The organism is Flavobacterium ardleyense (assembly GCF_033547075.1).
In the GTDB taxonomy this organism is placed as follows: Bacteria; Bacteroidota; Bacteroidia; order Flavobacteriales; family Flavobacteriaceae; genus Flavobacterium; species Flavobacterium ardleyense_A.
In genome coordinates this window covers 1,156,143-1,177,778 of sequence record NZ_CP137891.1, presented here as the reverse complement: position 1 = coordinate 1,177,778, position 21,636 = coordinate 1,156,143, and the positions used below count along the sequence as shown (strand labels likewise).

Below are 21,636 nucleotides of genomic sequence, written 5' to 3'. Positions count from 1 at the left end.
TTATGAATTAATAAGTTGTTAAAAGTTCCACTTAATAGTGGAATCTCTATAAACCCCAAAGATATAATCTGCTTCAACAAGTAAGATGAAGAATAAATACACAATCAAGAAGCAAAGCGTGCTTACAACAGCCCATCGAAGACTAGACTTTTCACCTTCCATGTGCATAAACGCCCAAACAATGTAATAAGCTTTTACGATGGTTAGGATAATGAAAATCCAATTCAGGAGGTTCATACCTAAAACAGTATTCATAAATAGCACGGCAGGTTTTTCGATTCCTAATGCTACTTCTACAATTGTTAATACAGATAGAATTGCAAAAACAATCCAGATTCTTTTAGTATTTGATACGTATTCGTGTGTCATGATAATTACTTTTGAAAAATTAAACTAGGTAGAAGAATGTAAATACAAATACCCAAACCAAGTCGACAAAGTGCCAGTAAAGACCAACTTTCTCTACCATCTCATAGCTTCCTCTTTTTTCATATGTACCCACTAGTACATTGAAAAAGATGATAATATTAATAAGGATTCCTGTAATTACGTGGAATCCGTGAAATCCAGTAATAAAGAAGAAAAAATCTCCAAACAATTTATTTCCGTATTCGTTGCGTATAAGATTTGCACCTTCTACAACGTGCAAGCCTTTGGCAAGCATCTTTTCAGATTCAGCACGAGTTAGCACTTCTTTGTGCTTAACTTTATTTAGCGACTGCTCTAGTCTAGCATCTTTTAAATTTGCTTCGGTACCATGAAAAGTTGTTTCTGTTCGAATTAGTAAATCAGGATTTGCTTTAAAACCAGCCTGAATCTCTGCCATAGAATAGTCCGACATTGAAGCTGATGACATAAACCATGTCCCTTCGTTTCTTGACAACTGTTCTTTTTGCCCCTCTAATGTTACTGCAAAGTCTGCCAACGCAACCCTTTTACCAGTTTTATCAACAAATTGCAACAAAGACCCTCCGTGAGTTTCAACCGCACCTAATCCGCCATTGATAAAGTTTTTCCATTCCCAAGCTTGTGAACCTACGAATATCAAACCTCCCAAAATAGTAAGAAACATATACAATGTTACTTTTGCTTTGTTCATTTGATGACCTGCATCTACCGCCAATACCATAGTAACTGACGAGAAGATTAGGATAAAAGTCATCAGTGCCACATAGTACATTGGCGCTGAAATTCCGTGCAAGAACGGAAAGTGGGTAAAGACATCATCGGCAATAGGCCAAGTGTCGATAAATTTGAATCTAGAGAAGCCATAAGCTGCTAAGAATCCTGAAAAGGTTAAGGCATCCGATACGATAAAAAACCACATCATTAATTTACCATAACTGGCTCCCATCGGCTCATTTCCGCCGCCCCAAGTTTTGTTTTTGCTATTTACAGTAGTAATCGCTTCCATAAAAGTTATTCGTTAAAAGTTCCCAAATTTACGTTTTTTTCTTATTTAAAGAAATATAAAAACAAAAACAAATAGATCCAAAGGAAGTCGAGAAAGTGCCAGTACATTGCACCTAGCTCTATACCAAGAGTTTGCTTTGAATTGTATTTATGTTTAAAATGATTATAAATAATAATAAGTAGTGAAATTAAGCCTCCAGCAAGGTGAGCAAGGTGCGTTACGGTCACAACATAGAGAAATGTAGTTGTTATTGAACTTTCACTTCCGGTGAAATAATGACCCGCATCGATGATCTCACCAAAGCCTACAAACTGCAAAATTACAAATGACACACCTAGTAAAAGAGTAGCCAATAAATATACAGTAGTTTGGGACCAATTATTTTTTAGAATTGCTTTTTTTGCTAAATGAAAGGTAAGACTACAAAATAAAATTACCGCAGTACTAGCATAAAACGCAGTTGGAAGTTGAAAATCTGTCAACCAGTCTGCTCGTGATTTACTTACCACAAATGCGCTGGTAAGTCCTGCAAACATCATAGTCATACTAATCATGGCAAAGGCCAGAATCAATTTGGACGAACGCGCTTTTCTCGCATTGTGTTCATCTAGAGTCATTGTCATATCCATAAATTTATTATCTTAAGAATTTGTCAGCAATATAAATTAATTGCAATAGCGTAATGTACAAAACGCTTACAAGCATTAATGTTCTTGCTGCTTTGGGTGTTCGGATTTTATATAATTTGACACTATAAAAAAGCATCCATAAGCCTAAAAGAAGCACTAAAACTGCCGAAACTGGCGTAATGTAAAACTTACCTGTATAGCCTAAAGCAGGTAATAACGATGCCACTATCAACCATACAGTGTATAATATAATTTGCAACGCTGTTGAAGTATCTCGCTTACCAGTAGGCAACATAAATATTTTTGCTTTCTCATAATCGGCAAACAACATCCAACCAATCGCCCAAAAGTGTGGAAACTGCCAAAAAAACTGAATTAAAAACAGTGTTCCTGCTTCGATTCCAAATTCGCCAGTTGCCGCAACCCACCCTAACATAAATGGAATAGCACCTGGAAAGGCACCAACAAATACAGAAAGAGGCGTAATGGTTTTAAGTGGCGTATACAAACTTGTGTATAAGAATATTGAAATCGCACCAAACATTGCTGTTTTAGGATTTATCAAATAAAGTAATACAATACCAATTATGGTTAGAATACTGGCCAAGACTAGCGCAACAGTTGATGACATACGGCCAGAAGGAACGGGACGATCCTTTGTTCTGTCCATTAATTTGTCAATATCTTTTTCGATGACTTGATTAAAGGCATTTGATGCTCCAACCATGCAGTAGCCTCCGATAATTAACATGATAAGAACTGACCACTGAAAGGGATTTTCGCTATCAAAGCCCAAAAAATAACCAGCAATCGAAGAAAACAAAACGCTTATAGCAAGTCCTGCTTTGGTGATTTCTTTAAAATCAAGAAAAAGAGCTTTTATGGAAAATGTATTTACAGAAGATTGCAATGCAGAATTCATTAAGGTTTTTTAAACTTCGGCAAAGATACAAATTTCATTATCTTATAATGCTTGATTATATCAAATTTTGATTTGCAAAGCGTTAAAGTCAAGGCTTTAAGATATAGCTGCCATTAATAGTCGTAATACCAGTTAAAAATATCACTTCTAACACCAATAGATATCCAAGTCGTCGTTTGTTTAAAGGTAGTTTCGGTGTTTTCTAGAGGATCAAAATTTCTAAAAATTACATTCCCAAATAATTTTAAGTTTGTAGAAGGATTAATTACATATCCAGCTTGCAAATCTGCAATAAAAATAGATGTCTCGTTACCTTGACCCACATAAGCATTTTTGTCGCGGGCACGATTGTCATTATAACCTCTATAAATATTGCCTCCATAATTTAAAGAATCGGTAGCGGTATTAAAATCCAAACCTCTTTTTCCAAAAGTTACTTTGGCATCCGCAAAATACCTTCCTTTATTATAACGAGCAACTGCGATAAATTCACTAAAATTTCCACCCCATTGATGTCCTACACTTTGATTGTTGTGAGCATAATTGGTGAGTGGATCACTATGAGAATATACGTAAGGCCTAACTCTATTATATTCTAATTGAAGGTACAAATTGTCAATATTCAACGCGTTGTAATATTTCGCCCCAACTTGATATCCATATTTATTTTTCCAACTTTTCTCTCTTTCTTTCACATCGCCTAAAGAAAATTCGTCTAACAAAAACTGTCCATAAAAGTTAAGTTGACTATTCCATTTGTACTTAAATGTTGCTCCTAGTAAGGCATTTCCAGTTTTGGGAGAAGAAGAAAATTCGACTGCTCGGTAAAAAATTAAGGGATTTACAAAGTTGATATCGAAACCACGATTATTGGTATTGGCCCAAACTACCGATTCAAACAATCCAAGATTAAAACGCTTGGTAACATTCCAACTTAGATAGTGGTTTGCCATATATTTTGTAGAATAAGTTTTTTCCAATGTAGCTTCTGGTCGGACGTCTTTCATCCATATATAGGTGTTGGTATATTTGATTTTCCAGAAAGTCGTATTTGCTTTAAAGTATGGATACGGACTTGCTCCATCGCCTTCGAGTAGTGAACGATATCCGTCACCAATGAAGTTTCGGCCGTAGCCAAGCTCAAGATTTAAAAATTTACTTGGCGTAAAGGTTAGACTAGCTTCGGCAGTAGGAAAATCATAAGCATCTTCCTTAAAACCTTTGGCAATTCCGATTCCGGGAATAATTGCAGGATTTCCACCCGAAGGTTTAATAGATTCAGCATACATATTATAGTAGTCGGCAAAACGTCCTTGACTTTCGTAAATCGTGGTAGAAAAATTAATCTGCTCTCCTAGCCCACCTCTAAATTGTATACCTCTTGTATTGACAAATGTGCTGACATCTTGGTCACCAAAACTTTTTCCTAATTGAAGATCTAAAATCGGATTGAAAGTAAACCAGTAGTTGTCACCTTGAATTTCAACAAAGTTCTCGTTCCAAAATTTTCTAGAATACCAACTAGTTCCTTTTTTAGAGATGGATTCTTGCCATTTATGAAGGTCATAGTATTTTGCAACCTCGGCATAAGTATAGGGTTTTGAAGCGGTGTGATTATTACTGCCAATTTGATTCATTGCAGCGTCAAAGCGGTTGTAATAAGAATGTGAAAACGGAATATTGAGATGCGAGCTAAGTTGGGGATTATTAAAACGCTTGTAAATAATACTATCAAATTCGGTTAATTCTGGCACGTGTTCTTTAAAAAACTTCCCACGAGATTTGGGTACATTCTCAACATATGAATTCTGAGTGACAATCGAATTCGCCGGTTGAAGCGGAATATTTATATTAATTGTAAATTTTGCATAAGTAGGTCGGCCGTTGTAATAAGCAGGCTGTACTTTTGGCAACGCACTAAATACTCTTTTACTTTCAGCTACAAGTGAAGCATCGATAGCATTAACGTATAAAACTTTAAAAACTCCCGTAGTATCAACTTCAAAAAGGACAGTTACGATATCTTTGAATTCTGAATTCTTCAAGACTTCGGGCACTTCAAAATTTTCAAAGACATAATTCTGAACATTATTATAAAAGCAGCTTTCCAATTGAAGACTCTGTGCATCGCAACCAGGATATACAGGAATAGTTTCTCTTATTCGCTGTTGCGAATATCCGGAAAAAGACACCAATAATAGCAAGAGAATAAGGCTGTATCTCATAAAAAATATGTTGTAGAATTGTATTGGACAAATTAATCTGCTGAAATTACAGCCGCCGATGATGTTCCGATCCTTTGAACTCCCAAGTTAATCATTTCTAACGCTTGTTGCTTTGTTTTTATTCCTCCAGAAGCTTTAACTTGTAGCGGCCGGGCACTTTCAAGCATTACAGCAATAGTCTCAAGTGTAGCGCCATTTGGAAGATTGTTTTCGGTTTTATAAAACCCCGTTGATGATTTTACAAATACTTTTTGAAAATCTTTCTCTTCAAAATTTCCCACAATTTCTTCTCTAATCAACTTAGTAAGAGATTCGATTTCTTGATTGTTGAGTGCGGCAGTTTCAATAATCCACTTTACTGCTCGATTATTGGCGAGACAAATTCTGCTGCATTCTAAAACTTCTTGACGCACTAAATCGAGATCACCAAAGCGGAAAGACGTGTAATTTACCACAAAATCCAATTCATCTGCACCGTCAAGAATAGCAGTTGCTGCTTGCATTAACTTGTCTTCAAGCGTGCTCTTCCCTTCTGGAAAATCGATTACGGTTCCCAAAAGCACGTCTGATTTTTGGGCAAAAAGCATATTGCGAGCCATTGCCACATACTGCGGCAAAATCATCGCCACTTTATAATTTTGATCGATTGCTTGTTGCACCAATTGTTGCGTAATCAATAGATTTTCTTCTTCCGATATTCCTGCTTGATCGGCAGTTTTTAGGTAAGTAGATTCCAGATATTCGTTAATATTAAAATTGGAATTGTTAGAAATTTCCATAATGATAAGGTCTGTAAAAATTGATACTTCTTGATTAGCAATATAAATTCTTGTTAAACGGAGAGCCCTAGCCCTGATGGGAACGTCATCCTTTTTCTTTTTTTCCCTTTTCGGAAAAAAAGAAAAAGATACAGTGGACAGCAGGAAAAAGCTCCTAAAAAAAAATCTCACCGAAGCGAGATTTTTATAGTATTAAATTACTGACTTATGACCCCACTTTTCGTAGGCAAGCATCAGAACAAAAGCTATAAGTGCTCCCGAACAATTTGCTAAAATATCAAAAAAATCAGCAGATCTTGAATCTGTAAATGCATATTGTGCAAATTCTATTGCTATGCCATAAATTATGGAGGTCGCAACCACTGGAATAAGCAGTTTTCTTATCGGATCAAATATGGTTTTAGGCCGGAGACCAAGATACCAAAAGACCACAAAGAGACCGTGAAAACCAGCATGAAAGTACTTATCGGCATTTTTTACTTGAGTATCTATGGATAGCGAACTGGAACTGCTTAAAAATAAATAAACAGATAGTGTTGTCCAAAATATCGCTAACAATAAGAATACATTTTTAAGCACCAATCAATTTTTTGTAATCTTCGGCTGACATCAATTTGTTAAAATCAGCAACATCTGTCACTTTTACTTTAATCATCCACCCTTTTCCATAAGGGTCAGCATTTACCACTTCTGGAGTAGTTTCTAGTTCCTCGTTAAATTCTACGATTGTACCAGCCAATGGCAAGAATAAATCAGAAACAGTTTTTACAGCTTCAACAGTTCCGAAAACTTCGTCAGCTTCCATGTCCTGATCAAGAGTTTCTACCTCTACATACACGATATCTCCCAATTCTTTTTGAGCAAAATCAGTAATTCCTACTGTAGCAACATCACCATCTAAGCTAATCCACTCGTGGTCTTTTGTATACTTTAATTGTTCTGGTAAGTTCATTTTTATTATTTTATGTTGTTTGACAAATGTAAAGGTTCTACTTGAAATTTAAAACTATAAACTCATCATTTTTAATTTCCAAAATTATATCTCAATGTAAATCCTGCACGAATATTTGTCATAGGAAATGAGGTTGAAATTACGGCTTTTGAAAACGAATGATCATAATAGAAAATGGCTGTGAGATTTTTGCTAAACATATAATCGGCACGCAATGTTGCTGACCACAAATCCTGTCCACCGGCTAATTGATTGTTGTTGTAATCTAAATAACGAACAATAGTCTCGTTGTTTCTGTAAGATAAATCAACTTTTACATTGATGTCACTTTTCACAACTCCCGTTGGATTGTCTGCCAGCTTTGTTGAGAAAATCACATCTTTAAATCTATATCCAACTCCCACAACATACTCTAATCCCTTTACTTCTGTAAGCAGATTATTGTCAAAACTCATTGACAATGCGCGATCTTTTTTCATTTCGGCAAGGATCTTAAATGAATTTTTCATTTCAAAATCTACTCTTATCAGCGGGTTAAACTGTTCAACAAGATTAATATTGGATATAATAAGTTTGTTATTAAAGTTACCACCAGCATCTACTCCTGCCGGATTTTGATCAAATTCGAAATTAGATCTAAATGAGTTTACGGTGTACGAAGCTCGGTACGTATGCTGCAAAGAGAAACGCTTGAATGTATCTTTGAAGAATTTGTAGCGCATCAATCCGCTGTATTTTACAGTCCAGTTTGGAATTGGCATATTGCGGAAAGCACCTAATGAAATTCCACCAGCATCGGCACCCGAATAGGCTGCCAAAAATGAAGGAAGCAAAACCGCCTGAGAGTTTTTACCAAAACCTGCAGGATATCCATCAGCATTAAGTGGATACTCTGTAGTACCATAAAAATTCTCAGCTAGACGGTTGGCAACGATAAAACGATTTGCTCTAAAGTCATCAAATGCTGCTGAACCGTTAACATCGCTTGTACTAAATGCCGTTTTAATCAAAATAGTCGAGATGCTAAAATTACCAAATGAATATGGAGACTGCGGATTATAATCACCATCGAAAATATTGTACTGCTCAGAGAAATTTTCTGAGTACGAACGATCGGCGGTAAGATCTATTTTGAAATCTGGAAACAAATCAACATTTGCAGTTGCGTTTATAACTTTGGTTGTAACCTGCGTAAAGTTTTGATTAAACTCAGGATAGTTTGTCAACCAGCCATTTTTTGCTGCTTCGTAACGAACGTCAGATTGTGACCCAAGAACGAATCCTAAAGTGGGTCTAGAAGTACCCATAAATCCAATTCCTGGAAGATATCCTGGAAGCACCGTTCCTCTGTTTTCTGTATAATTAACTTGAACGTTTTTTACAGAAGTTAGAACCCCGATTAATCCTGTCATAAAAACGTTGCGCTCCTCTGTTGCCGCTTGTGCGGTATTTACAATTTTTTCTCCGGGCTTAGGAAGTGCCGCGGGCTTGGTCGCTGTTTTCTTAGGTTTTTTGGTTAGACCAATATATTTATAAAACAAGTCCATATTAAGAGCAGTGTTCAATCGATGTGATCCTGCATTTTGAACAGTGTTTCCAAGGTCATAATTGATACCATTGGATTCAATAGATTCTAATGCCAATGAAGCACGTTGCCAATTAAAATCTCCTGTATAAGAATAATCAGATTTTAAAAAGCTTAAAAACGGCAATTTGTTAAGAGGCAAAGCATAGTTTACGATAATCTGCTGATTGTGTTGGTTTGCTTCTCCAATTTCGAAGTAATCATCCCAAATCGTGATATCGTCATTTGGTACATTATTATCATCCAGATAATTTCTAACTATATTACTAGTCGCAGCTGTATAATTTACTTTTAAAGCTTTGGTTAGGTTATAATTGAAGCCATAATTGTAATTGAACAAGAAATTACGTCTGTACAGGGGATCAATTCCAATACCTTCGATATCGATTTGCCTGAACTGCTGACGGTTATACTGACGCAAAATTTTTGTGTTAAACGAAATATTTGAAGGTAAGTAATTGAAATTAAAGTCGCTTAACATTTTCCAATAAGAACTTTTCTTCATGAATTTTGTCTTTTTGAAAGGTTCTACCAATTTTGGTTGAAAAGCATACGCATAATCAACACCAGTATTAAGTTGCTGATCTAGGTAATCTTCAATTTCAAAGTCATGTCTTTCTACTTCATTAAACGAGTATGAAAGTGTTAAGTTTTCAAGATCGTAGAAATGTTGCTTTTGCTCTGGAGCGCGATCTTTACGAACACCGATGAAGTTGATACTTTTACGTTTTGTATAATCAATCGCACGATCTTTTATATTTTGACGCTCTGCAGCATTTTCAGTGTTATCAAGAAGCAAATCAAGTTTGATATCTTGGTTGTAAGGATCATATTCTGGAGTGATAATTTCCTCGCCCACCGCATAATTAAATGGAACATTAATTCCCCATTTATTAGGAAGTAATTTACCAAGATTTACGTTGGTCACAAGATTGTACTGCACTATATCTTCACGTGATCTTTCATTTGATCCTTGTTCTAGCGAACCGAAACCAATTGTACTCATTCTACCAGTTGCCGCAACCGTTGCAAAATCGGCAATATTAGAATCAAGATTCAAAACTGCGGCCATACCACCTTGATTGTCCATATCTGAAAGTCGCAATTCATTAAACCAAACTTCTCCTTTAACATCTTTTGATGAAAGTACGTAGCCAGCTGGAATTTTAGTGTTTTGCGTATTATTTTTCACTCCGACCATTAAAGTACGAACCAACCCGAAGTTTGGATTACCACGAATACCTAGTCGTAATTCATTAGATCTTCCAGCTTTGCTAGGATCGAGATCTCCCTCGTTAATAAAACGAATTCCATTTGCATCTTCGATAGGAGCTGATGCACCCATTGATAGGATTTTTAATCTCGTTAATAATTCTAAAGAAAGATCAATCTCATTCGCATCCGGCCAAATTTCATCGGCATTTAACGCTCCAGGATTAGTAACCTTTAAAGGAATTTCTACTTCATAAAAGTTTTGCGTAAAGTCATTTCCAAATCTAATGAAACCGATTAGTTCATTGTCTTGTAATGGCATTGCATCTCCAACAAGCGCTTCGGCGTGAAGAAACATCTTAAGATTTTTAAATTGTCTAAAATCAACCGATACATTTTTAAATACAGCACGACCATCAAGTGGCTCCAACCCAGTACCACCAACTTTTAAAGAAAGTGATTGCTCATTTTGTTGGATTACCGAATTGTTGCTATATAATTCCTCGCGAACAACTCCTGGAGGAGATACATATTTAATAGGAAGTCTATCGCTGTTTTCTTGGATATTTACAGCTTGAACGTCAAAATTTGTTCCATCATCATCAGGATTAGAATCGGTAATATCAAGAGAATTTTCATAACGTCTCCACTCACCACGTACTAGGTCAAGTGCACCAAAACGCAATGTAATATCATCATTAAATCCTGTCATAAACATACGCATATAACCAATCGTTCTGAAATCTGAGATTCCGCCAATCACGTTGTTTGGCTGAGAAACTGGAATTTTATATTGAATCCATCTTGCTGATGTTGGAGTTGCGCCGGTTGGCAAATTTGCCGCTGGCGTATCTTTAATATCTGTAACGAAAGGATCACCAATTTGGATATTTGGACGAATCTCTATTTCATACTCATAATAAGCATTAATTGTATTCATTGTGTTATCCCGATTGATATCTTCTACATCTGGTAGTGTGGTAGACCCTCTATTATTTCCACTCAATTCTACTGGTGAGTTTCCTTGAGTTCCATTATAATTTTTGTAGCGTTCTAGAACGTTTCCTTCAGCAGTTAGATAATATTCGTAATTGTCTTGTGATGGATCTGCTAATCCTGCAAATGCTGGAAAACGAGTCGCTTCTTCGTCGTCATTAAGACCATCAAGTCCCACATCCTGACGTGCTCTGTTTGCGGGATCTGTATCAAAAGCATAAATAAGAGATTGTGAGGCTGGAACATTACCCCAAATTGGAGCTGGATTTACCAGAATCTGATCGGCACCTAAACCATTCTCATATTGCTTACGACCATCTTTAAGAATATCTTCAGAAATAGAACCAAGGTTAAAATACAATTTTCCGCTATTTCCTACTGATGCTTGCGCTTGTGGATTTCCCGGATCATAATAAGGATCAAGTACCCAAAACTGAATGTACTCAACATTTGCTTGTTCAAAATTTGTTGAATTGATTGCTCTCATCACCCCTCCAAAATTTTCTGTAGCTTGTGCTGCGGAGAATCCATTTGTGGCTGCTGCCAAAGGGTTGTAGTTATAAGGACCACGCTCAGTTGGATAATACGATAAGTCAAAAGTGTTAACTACTTGAGTTTGCCCAACCGCGATATCCGTTTGAGGATAAAGTTCTGCGCTAAAAATTCTTCTAGTCGAATTTAAAGCAATGTCCTGAGGCGAAATTCCGCTCGGTTTCTCAGCATAGAATGTTGGATCGATACTGTACCAAGCAAGTTTACTTCTTTTAAAACCATAAGAAAGGTCGTTTGCTTCGGCACCAAAGTCACCGTAGGTACTATTTGAATTTCGAACTGGAACACTAGCAAGGCTCCAAGCTGAAGGAGAACGCATATCAATAGCAGTCTGCGAACCTTCAAAATCATCTATATAAATAGTAGCTTCACCTTGGAAGTTGTCAGCTTTTGGCGAATCTGGTTGTAAAAACGCAATCTCTCCACGCAAAGAGATATTTGATGGTACATCTGTATCAATGTTTGGTAATTTATTTACCAATCTCGTTAGAAAAGGAACTTCAGTCGCAAAATTTGCATTTGCGCCGAAGATTGAATTATTGACAGACTCTTGCCCGTAGTTTGATTTTTGAGTAAATGGTTTTTCACTCATCTTGAGAAATGTAGCACCAACAAGGAATTTGTCCGAGAATTTATGCTCCACATTTACACCCATAAAACGACGCGTCTGCTGACCAAATACCGAATTATTCTCTACCGAAACTTCAATAGGTGTATTTGATGCTTGAAGAGAAGGATCTAAAATCTGAACTCGTCCTAGTTGATAGTTCACACTATAATCTACACCTTCAAGAAGTATTCTACCGCCAGCACTTACTACCACCGAACCTCTAGGCACATTGAAAGCTCCAATAGGAATTCCATCACCTCCCGATGATTTAAATCTACCTTTTAGTTGAAATTTATTTTTGTCTGATTCCTGCAATGCACCTGCTTGAGTGCTATTATACATTTTTCTAAAAACGTATTTATTCTGATTGGCATTATAAGTTAATGGATCATTGTAGTTTTCTGTACCGAGTTTAAGCTTATCAAACAATAATTTACCGAAAGGTTCCACAGAGGTAAAAATAATTCGACCATTCTGTCGATCAACTGTAATTCCTGGCAAGAAATCAAAAAATCCGTCTCCACCAACTTGAGGATCATTATTATAATTCAGTCTATCTACATTAAAGACTTGCAAAAGAGGTGTTTCAGCTAACTGTTGTTCAGGATCTGATGTAGTTGGAAATTGTGTTCCTGCAACTGGAGTAATATAGTTAAGCGGTGATGGATCTGTATATAGAATATTAAATCTGAAATCTTCTTGCTCTAATTGATAAGCACCAGGTATTTGATAAATATTCTTCATCATCAAATTAAACACAGGATCTGCAATATTGGTTAAATTACTTTTCAGCATTTTTAGCAGAAGTGCTTGCGTAGAAACTGTTGTCGGTTGATTTGTATCAGGATCAATTGCTCCGGTTTGAGTTGCATCAATACCGTCAGTTCCAAATTCACCTACTTGATATACTTTATCTCCGATAGTATATTGATAGGCTACCGCCAATACTTCGTCATTAGCAAGTCTTTGTTGAAGTGAAATATATCCAAGTTGTGTATTATAAGTAAACTCTGTCGAAGTTAACTTTCTTGCATTTTCTAGTTTAGAATAATCACGACCTTCCGAAGGAGTAATACCAACAAACCCTGAATTTGCTGTTACGATTTCTCTAATATTTCCGTTAAGTGCACCTCCAGCACCGATTAGCCCTGGATCATAATCATTATTTTTATTATCTGTTGGAGAGTCGGCTGGATTATTAAAGAAACCGGCGGGCGGTGTACCAACCACGACAGGATCTAAATAATTAGTAAGTTGTGATTCCCCTAGATCTTGAAGAGCAATAATGTTACGAAGGTTATTATTGTTCTGATTTACTCTATTTTGCTTATTGGTTATCCAAACTTCAATCCTCGTAATTTGTACTCGACTATCAATAAATGGATAGTTATTGAGTGATTTGTCGTATTTGCTACGGAAATATTGAGAAAGGAAGAAGTGTCTATCGGCATCATAATCAAGGCCAAAAAGTTCAAAAGGTTCGACCGTACCACCGCCCTCGGCAGTGACACTTTTTGTTTGAGATTTCTGCTCAGAGAAAATCCCCGTAATGGTCGTTTTACCAAACTGAAATTGTGCTTTTACCCCAAAGAGACTCTGTGCACCTCTAATAAGTGAACTATTTAATGGGAGACTTACGTTACCAACTTCAATTTTTTGGATAATATCGTCTTCGGTAGGAGTGTATTCTAATTTGATAAGATTCTGGAAGGCAAAAGTTGATTCAGTATCATAATTGACATTAACGTTAAGTCTTGTACCGACTTTTCCCATCAAACTCATGCTGATACGCTGATCGAAGTCAAAAGTTGTAGAAGTTCTATTTCGAGGTGAAAAAGCTGGATTATCCTGTTTTGTATAACGAGCACCAAGATCTACTTCTACAGATCCGGTCGGTTTTACATCGATTGTGTTTCCTCCAAAGATAGACTCGAAAAGACCCGAATTTACATAGTAACGCGGTAGTAAATCCCGTTGAGCAGCATCACTCCCATCCTTCTTTCCATCAATAGCATCAGATTTTTGTTTAAAATATGCGCGCATACTTTCCCTCTGAACTAGCTCTTGATATTCTTTTGGCGTTAAAATTATTGGATAATTTATATTAAAGCCGTCCACTGTATTGGTATAGATGTAACGATCAGTTACGGGATCATAGGTATAGGCTTCCAAAATGCTAGACGGATTTCCGATAGCAATCTGCCCTACTACACTTCCTGTAATAGTATCTTGTGTCTCCTCATCAACTTGGGCTTGAGTTTGTGCTGATGCGATAAGTAAAAGCAAAAACATTACGGGTCTCAATGCAGAAATTCCTGCTGTGTACACTGTTTTCAAGTATTATAAATTTTTTAAAGCTTGTTTAATAATAGTTTCAACCGATGCCTCAGGACTTTCTCTAACAAATTTATCGACTACTTTTTCAGCCAATTTTTTGTTAAAACCTAGAACCTCCAAAGCAGATAACGCTTCATCTTTGTTTGTATTGTTTTGCACTATAGAAACTTCGTCAAGATTGTAGATTTTTAATACCTTTTCTTTTAAATCCAAAATAGCTCTTTGTGCGGTCTTACTACCTATTCCCTTGATAGATTGTATTGTTGCTACATCTCCAGAAGCGAGTGCTTGTATTATTTGCTTAGGCTCTAACGAAGAGAGCATCGTTCTAGCAATGCTAGCGCCTATTCCAGAAACGGATAGCAGCATTTTGAAAATTTCGCGCTCAGATTTTTCTACGAATCCAAACAAGGTGTGCGAATCTTCCTTAATTTGTAAGTAGGTAAAAAGTTTGATATTTTCGGTATCCGGAATTAGCGAATAAGTGTGCAGAGAGATATTAACTTGATAGCCTACACCACCACAGTCTATTAAGACTTCGGTAGGTAGCTTTTCTACCAATTTGCCCTGAATATGTGCAATCATAAAACGTTAAGTAAAAGCCAAATATAGCAAAAAAGTTTAAGCTCTTGCTACTTCGGTAGCGAGAGCTTAAACAAATAATAATTATTTCTTGGTACGATGTTCTACAGATTGAGCATTGATCACTGCAATCGCCGTCATATTAACCATCTCATCCACACTTGCTCCTAGTTGAAAAATGTGCACAGGTTTATTCATACCTAACATAATCGGTCCAATTGAATCTGCACCGTATAATTCTTTGAGCATTTTATAAGTAATATTTGCGGCATCAAGGTTTGGGAAAATCAACGTATTTACCTTTTTTCCGGCTAATTTAGAGAAAGGAAAATTCTTTTTGAGCATTTCAGGATTTAAAGCAAAGTCTGATTGAAGTTCGCCGTCAACCGCTAGATCTGGATAATTTTCATGTAGATAGGCAACTGCTTCTCTCAGTTTTTTTCCACTTTCTCCTTGAGACGACCCAAAATTTGAATAAGAAACCATCGCAATTACTGGCTCCATACCGAACATGCGTACGGTCTTGGCGGTCATTAGAGCGATTTTGGCGATTCCCTCTGCCGACGGATTTGGATTAATTGCAGTATCAGATAAAAATATCGGACCTCGATTTGTCATCATCATATTGGTAGTTGCCACTAAAGAAACCCCAGGCGCTTTACCAATTAATTGTAAAATTGGCCGAACGACAGATGAATAACTGCGTGAATATCCAGAAACCATAGCATCTGCCTCTCCTTGCACCACCATCATTGCCGCAAAGTAATTACGCTCTCGCATCCATTTTTGTGCATCTAATAGCTGAATTCCTTTACGTTGTCGTGCTTTATAGAAAACACTTGCGTAGTTATTTCTCCTGACCTCTTCCTCATCTTCTTTAGGATCAATGATCTCAACATTGGCACTAAAGCCAATCTCCTTCATTAATTCTAAAATAATTTTTTTATTTCCTAAGAGAATTGGGATGGCAATTTTTTCTTCATACGAAATCTGAGCTGCTTTTAGAACATCAAGTTGATCTGCTTCCGCAAAAACTACTCTTTTAGGATTTGTCTTAGCTCTATTTGCAATTAGACGAACCATTTTATTATCAGATCCTAATCTTTCTAGTAATTCAGTATTGTATTTGTCCCAATCAAAAATTGGTTGTAGTGCTACTCCCGAATCCATGGCAGCTTTTGCAACAGCAGGAGCAACAGTGGTGATTAATCGTGGGTCAAATGGTTTGGGAATAATATACTCTCTACCAAAAGTTAATTTGGTTTCACCATACGCAATATTCACCGTTTCGGGAACTGATTCTTTGGCCAAAGCTGCTAAAGAAGTTACCGCGGCCATTTTCATTTCTTCATTGATTATAGTAGCACGCACATCTAAGGCGCCTCGGAAGATATAAGGAAAACCGAGAACATTATTCACTTGATTAGGGTGGTCAGAGCGGCCAGTAGCCATAATAACATCTTTACGGGTAGAAATTGCTAAGTCATAAGCTATTTCGGGTTGTGGATTTGCCATGGCAAAAACAATAGGGTTGTCGGCCATTGCAAGAAGCATTTCGGCAGACATAATATCTCCTGTTGATAGTCCAAGAAAAACGTCTGCACCCGTAAGCGCTTCTAATAGCGTAGTGCCAGCAGTACCATTTGCATATTTCTGCTGCATTACTTTGATATTTTCACGATCTTTAGAAATTAATCCTTTCGAATCGAACATCAAGACATTTTCAGCTTTAACACCTAGTAATAGGTACAAATTAGCGCAGGCCAAGGCTGCAGAACCTGCTCCAGAAACAACAACTTTAACTTCTTCGGCCTTTTTTCCTGCCAATTCTAAGGCGTTGATTAAGGCAGCAGAAGAAATGATTGCAGTTCCATGCTGATCATCATGCATAACAGGAATGTTTAATTCCTCCACCAATCGTCGTTCAATTTCAAATGATTCTGGCGCCTTTATATCTTCAAGATTAATACCTCCAAAAGTAGGGGCGATATTCTTTACGGTTTCTATAAATTTATCAACATCTTTTGTGTCGATTTCAATATCAAAGACATCTATGTCTGAGAAGATTTTAAATAAAAGTGCTTTTCCTTCCATCACTGGTTTCGACGCCTCGGGTCCAATGTCTCCAAGACCAAGTACTGCAGTTCCGTTTGTAATAACGGCAACCAAATTTCCTTTGGCAGTATATTTGTAAACATTTGCAACATCTCTTGCTATTTCAAGACATGGCTCTGCAACACCTGGAGAATATGCAAGTGACAAATCTCGTTGCGTGGCATACCTTTTTGTTGGTAATACTTGGATTTTTCCTGGTCTGGGTTTTGCGTGGTATAGTAAAGCTTCTATTCTTTTATTTGATTTTTCCATAATATCATTTTTCTTGAGACTCACAAAGATAAAAGACTATGAAAGAAAACTAAACATTTGGCAAATTTTCTTTAGCCACTATGAATTATTTTTCCCCGAAGCTTTATATTTGTTTTAGAGATTGAAAGATAACAATCATTCGCGCATTATTCCTGAACAAAAGAAATATTTCGTAATAACCCTTCAAGTTTTGTCCTCTTTACAGCAGAATTTTTAAAAACTTGCCTAAAAGTTTCCTGAGTTATTTCATTCCAATCTTTTTTGGTAAAGTTGAGCAGTTCTGGCTTTGTATTAAACAGAGGCTCATTATGCGGCTTCGAAAATCGATTCCAAGGACAGACATCTTGGCAAATATCACATCCAAAAATCCAATCTTCAAATTTTCCTTTCACATCTTGTGGAATTGCTTCTTTGAGCTCGATTGTAAAGTAAGAAATGCATTTACTACCATTAACAATATAGGGAGACTCAATTGCCTGGGTTGGGCATGCGTCGATGCAAGCGGTGCAGGAGCCACAATGATCTGTAACCGCTGAATCATATTCCAACTCTAGATCTATAATTAATTCGGCAATAAAATAAAAAGAGCCTACTTTTTGAGTCAGTAGGTTGCTGTTTTTTCCGATCCAACCTAGTCCACTTTTTGCGGCCCATGCTTTGTCTAGAACTGGAGCAGAATCTGTAAAAGCTCGACCAGAAACTTCGCCAATATTAGACTGAATAGAAAAAAGCAATTCTTTAAGTTTGTCTTTTATGACAAAATGATAATCCTCACCGTAGGCATATTTCGAAATTTTAAACGTGTCATCCCTTTGGTGATTTTCAGGATAATAATTTAATAGAAGTGACACAACGCTTTTGCTACCTTCGACAAGTAAAGTTGGATCGAGTCTCTTATCAAAATTATTTGCCATATAGGACATTTGACCATGACTATTATTCATAAGCCAACTTTCGAGGCGCGGCGCTTCGTCTTCTAAGAATCCAGCTTTAGAAATTCCGCAAGACAAAAAGCCGAGGCGCTTGGCTTCGGCTTTTATAAAAGCGGTATATTCTTTCGTAGATTTCATTTTTCTTTAGGGATTATCTCATGGGATAATATTTCCATAGGAATTCGATGAATTTCATTTAGACCAGAAATCCTTTTTGGGCTTTTTCTGCCCACAAAGATTGGGAGTGGAAAGCCCGGCCCGAAGGGAAATGCCCTAAAAAAGATTGCCCTGAATAAGACCTTTCACTCGACCTAAATGTTTGTAGGCTTTCTCTGTAACCTCGCGACCACGAGGCGTTCTCATCAAAAAACCCTGCTGAATGAGGAATGGTTCATACACTTCTTCCACCGTCTCTGTACTTTCCGAAACCGCAGTAGCAATGGTAGAAAGTCCAACTGGTCCACCTTTAAATTTGTCAATAATAGTTGTAAGTATTTTATTATCCATTTCATCTAAACCGTAGGCGTCTACATTAAGAGCTTTTAATGCAAATTTTGCAATCTCGATGTCAATTTTACCATTACCCTTGATTTGTGCAAAGTCGCGTACACGACGTAAAAGAGCATTTGCAATTCTTGGTGTACCTCGACTACGTCCAGCAATTTCGACAGCTGCTTCCATTGATATTGGCATTTTGAAAATGCTTGCCGACCGTTCGATAATACTTGTTAGAAGCTCTGTAGTATAATACTGCAACCTACTTTGAATACCAAACCGGGCACGCATAGGAGCTGTCAGCAAGCCTGATCGAGTTGTTGCTCCAACAAGTGTGAAGGGATTTAGATTTAATTGAACAGTCCGTGCATTGGGACCAGACTCAATCATTATATCTATCTTAAAATCCTCCATTGCAGAGTAGAGATATTCTTCGACAATGGGACTGAGACGGTGAATTTCGTCAATAAAAAGCACATCGCGCTCCTCTAGATTAGTAAGCAATCCTGCCAGATCGCCAGGCTTATCTAAAACGGGACCAGATGTGATTTTAATTCCAACCCCAAGTTCATTAGCGAGAATATTGGCTAATGTAGTTTTTCCTAATCCAGGTGGCCCGTGGAAAAGTGCGTGATCTAAAGCTTCATCCCGCTGATTTGCAGCAGCAACAAAGACCTTTAAATTATCTAACACTTGATCTTGTCCCGCAAAATCGTCAAAGGTGAGAGGACGTAATTTTTTCTCAATGTCAAATTCTTCCGAAGTAAAACTGTTATTGGTAGGGTCTAAATTCTCATTCATGATGCAAAGATAATTAAAAAGCGCAGTTGAATACGCTGTAGCAATTAAACAGTTGTTACGCTACTAGAATACAGCTATCGACACAGAATTACTTAAGTAAACTTTCGTATTTTGGATTTTTGCGTATATAATCGGCGATAAATGTGCAGCTAGGGACAACTTTTAGATTGTGAATAGTAGCGTAGTCTAGAGCTTTAGAGGCTAGCATACTTCCAATTCCCTTCCCTTCTAAATCCTGCGGAACTTCGGTATGTAACATAGTAATTGTCTCTCCTGTAAGCTGATAATCAATAAAGGCAATTTTGTGGTCAAGCTCCAATTCAAATCGTTGCTTCTCACCATTGTTTGAAAAATTAGATTCCATAAAAATGATTTAAAAGTTAAAACTCTAAGTTACAAAAAAAGTCCTTCGTAACCGAAGGACTTTTTAAAAAAAATATAATGTTATTAGTGATGTAACTCCTCTTCACCCTCCATAAATGGAATGTTTTGCGGGATGAAATCAATATCGTGACCAGGCTTACTGTAGTCATAAGGCCAACGGTGTACCTCTGGAATTGCTCCCGGCCAGTTACCGTGAATATGCTCAACTGGTGCTGTCCACTCAAGAGTAGTAGATTTCCATGGATTCTGTACTGATCTTTTTCCGTAGAAAATACTTACGAAGAAGTTGTACAAGAAAACAATTTGAAAAACACCTCCTACAAGAGCAAATACTGTTATAAGAACGTTTACATTCTGTAAGTCATCAAATAGTGGGAAAGCTGTGTTTGTATAATATCGACGTGGTAATCCAGCCATTCCAATAAAGTGCATTGGGAAAAATACTCCATAAGAACAGATAGCAGTAACCCAAAAGTGTACATATCCAAGATTCTTATTCAACATTCTACCGAACATTTTTGGGTACCAGTGGTAAACTCCAGCAAACATTCCGTAAAGAGCAGAAATACCCATTACTAAGTGAAAGTGAGCAATAACGAAATAAGTATCGTGAACGTTAATATCTAAAGTACTATCTCCTAAGATAATTCCTGTAAGTCCTCCTGTAATAAACGTAGATACCATTCCGATTGAGAATAACATTGCAGGATTTAGTTGCAAGTTACCTTTCCAAAGAGTTGTAATCCAGTTAAATGCTTTTACAGCAGAAGGAATCGCAATAAGTAAAGTTGTAAATGTAAATACCGATCCTAGGAACGGGTTCATTCCAGATACAAACATATGGTGACCCCAAACGATTGTAGAAAGGAAAGCAATTGCAATTACTGACATAATCATCGCGCGGTATCCGAAAATAGGTTTACGAGAGTTTGTTGCCAAAACTTCTGAAACAATACCCATGGCAGGAAGTATTACAATATAAACCTCAGGGTGACCAAGGAACCAGAAAAGGTGTTCAAATAAAACCGGCGACCCACCTTGATAGTGAAGTACTTCTCCAGCGATGTATATATCTGACAGGAAAAATGAAGTTCCAAAGCTTCTGTCCATAATTAGCAATAAAGCTGCAGATAATAGAACAGGGAACGAGATTAATCCAATGATAGCTGTTACAAAGAAAGTCCAAATTGTAAGTGGAAGTCTAGTCATAGACATTCCTTTCGTTCTAAGGTTGATTACTGTAACGATATAATTTAAAGATCCCATTAGAGATGATGCAATAAATATCGCCATAGAAATTAACCAAAGAGTCATACCTGTTCCAGAACCTCCAATTGCTTGAGGAAGCGCCGATAATGGCGGATAGATTGTCCAACCTGCAGAAGCTGGTCCTGACTCGACAAATAAAGAGCACAACATTATAACTGCTGATACAAAGAACATCCAGTATGAAAGCATATTCATAAATCCAGACGCCATATCTCTTGCTCCAATTTGCAGTGGAATTAAGAGATTTGAAAAGGTTCCACTAAGTCCTGCGGTCAAGACGAAGAAGACCATAATTGTACCGTGTATTGTAACCAAAGCTAGATACACCTCATTTGTCATAACTCCATTAGGCGCAAATTTATCACCTAACAGCATGTTGAAGATTTGGAAAGATTCTTCTGGCCAAGCGAGCTGCATTCTAAAGAGCATTGACATACCAACTCCAATAACTCCCATTATAATACCAGTAATAAGGTATTGCTTGGCAATCATCTTGTGGTCAATGCTAAAGATATATTTAGTTATAAAAGTATCTTTATGGTGGTGTTCGTGTTCGTGATCGTGAGTGAGATCGTGACCTACTGCTGACATAT

The 21,636-nt window shown here is 37.0% G+C and carries 15 protein-coding genes; all 15 read right to left on the bottom strand.

Annotated features, from left to right (window positions below; all coding sequences use genetic code 11):
* Positions 1-18: 18 nt before the first annotated feature.
* Complete coding sequence (locus SBO79_RS05055) at positions 19-369, bottom strand: cytochrome C oxidase subunit IV family protein (protein ID WP_318642558.1); 351 nt, start codon at positions 367-369, stop codon at positions 19-21.
* 19 nt (positions 370-388) lie between these two features.
* Positions 389-1,414, bottom strand: coding sequence for a cytochrome c oxidase subunit 3 (locus tag SBO79_RS05050; protein ID WP_318642556.1), 1,026 nt, complete (start codon positions 1,412-1,414; stop codon positions 389-391).
* Positions 1,415-1,455: 41 nt separating this feature from the next.
* A complete protein-coding gene (locus SBO79_RS05045) occupies positions 1,456-2,043 on the bottom strand; it encodes a cytochrome c oxidase subunit 3 (protein ID WP_318642554.1) in 588 nt (195 codons plus the stop codon).
* Positions 2,044-2,050: 7 nt separating this feature from the next.
* Positions 2,051-2,965, bottom strand: coding sequence for a heme o synthase (cyoE, locus tag SBO79_RS05040; RefSeq protein WP_406600251.1), 915 nt, complete (start codon positions 2,963-2,965; stop codon positions 2,051-2,053).
* Positions 2,966-3,078: 113 nt separating this feature from the next.
* Positions 3,079-5,190, bottom strand: a complete 2,112-nt coding sequence (locus tag SBO79_RS05035) for a gliding motility outer membrane protein RemB (RefSeq protein ID WP_318642552.1) — start codon at positions 5,188-5,190, stop codon at positions 3,079-3,081.
* 32 nt (positions 5,191-5,222) lie between these two features.
* Complete coding sequence (gene deoC / locus SBO79_RS05030) at positions 5,223-5,969, bottom strand: deoxyribose-phosphate aldolase (RefSeq protein ID WP_318642550.1); 747 nt, start codon at positions 5,967-5,969, stop codon at positions 5,223-5,225.
* Positions 5,970-6,161: 192 nt separating this feature from the next.
* Positions 6,162-6,527: a VanZ family protein gene (locus tag SBO79_RS05025; RefSeq protein WP_318642547.1), complete on the bottom strand. Its 366-nt coding sequence runs from the start codon at positions 6,525-6,527 to the stop codon at positions 6,162-6,164.
* Between the two features lie 13 nt (positions 6,528-6,540).
* Entirely contained in the window at positions 6,541-6,921 is a 381-nt protein-coding gene (gene gcvH, locus SBO79_RS05020) for a glycine cleavage system protein GcvH (protein ID WP_318642545.1), read from the bottom strand.
* A gap of 71 nt (positions 6,922-6,992) precedes the next feature.
* Positions 6,993-14,168 carry a T9SS outer membrane translocon Sov/SprA gene (sov, locus tag SBO79_RS05015; RefSeq protein ID WP_318643439.1) on the bottom strand — a complete coding sequence of 2,392 codons (7,176 nt, stop codon included), beginning with the start codon at positions 14,166-14,168 and terminating at the stop codon, positions 6,993-6,995.
* A 48-nt stretch (positions 14,169-14,216) separates the two neighbouring features.
* On the bottom strand, positions 14,217-14,798 hold the full coding sequence (gene ruvA / locus SBO79_RS05010) for a Holliday junction branch migration protein RuvA (protein ID WP_318642543.1): 582 nt from the start codon (positions 14,796-14,798) through the stop codon (positions 14,217-14,219).
* An 81-nt stretch (positions 14,799-14,879) separates the two neighbouring features.
* Positions 14,880-17,162, bottom strand: coding sequence for an NADP-dependent malic enzyme (locus SBO79_RS05005; protein WP_318642542.1), 2,283 nt, complete (start codon positions 17,160-17,162; stop codon positions 14,880-14,882).
* A 146-nt stretch (positions 17,163-17,308) separates the two neighbouring features.
* On the bottom strand, positions 17,309-18,232 hold the full coding sequence (queG, locus tag SBO79_RS05000; protein WP_318642540.1) for a tRNA epoxyqueuosine(34) reductase QueG: 924 nt from the start codon (positions 18,230-18,232) through the stop codon (positions 17,309-17,311).
* Positions 18,233-18,367: 135 nt separating this feature from the next.
* The gene (ruvB, locus tag SBO79_RS04995; protein ID WP_318642538.1) at positions 18,368-19,390 is read right to left on the bottom strand and encodes a Holliday junction branch migration DNA helicase RuvB; all 1,023 of its coding nucleotides are present in this window, start codon (positions 19,388-19,390) and stop codon (positions 18,368-18,370) included.
* Positions 19,391-19,478: 88 nt separating this feature from the next.
* Positions 19,479-19,754, bottom strand: coding sequence for a GNAT family N-acetyltransferase (locus SBO79_RS04990; protein ID WP_318642536.1), 276 nt, complete (start codon positions 19,752-19,754; stop codon positions 19,479-19,481).
* An 83-nt stretch (positions 19,755-19,837) separates the two neighbouring features.
* Positions 19,838-21,634, bottom strand: a complete 1,797-nt coding sequence (locus tag SBO79_RS04985; RefSeq protein WP_318642534.1) for a cytochrome c oxidase subunit I — start codon at positions 21,632-21,634, stop codon at positions 19,838-19,840.
* Between the last annotated feature and the right edge of the window lie 2 nt (positions 21,635-21,636).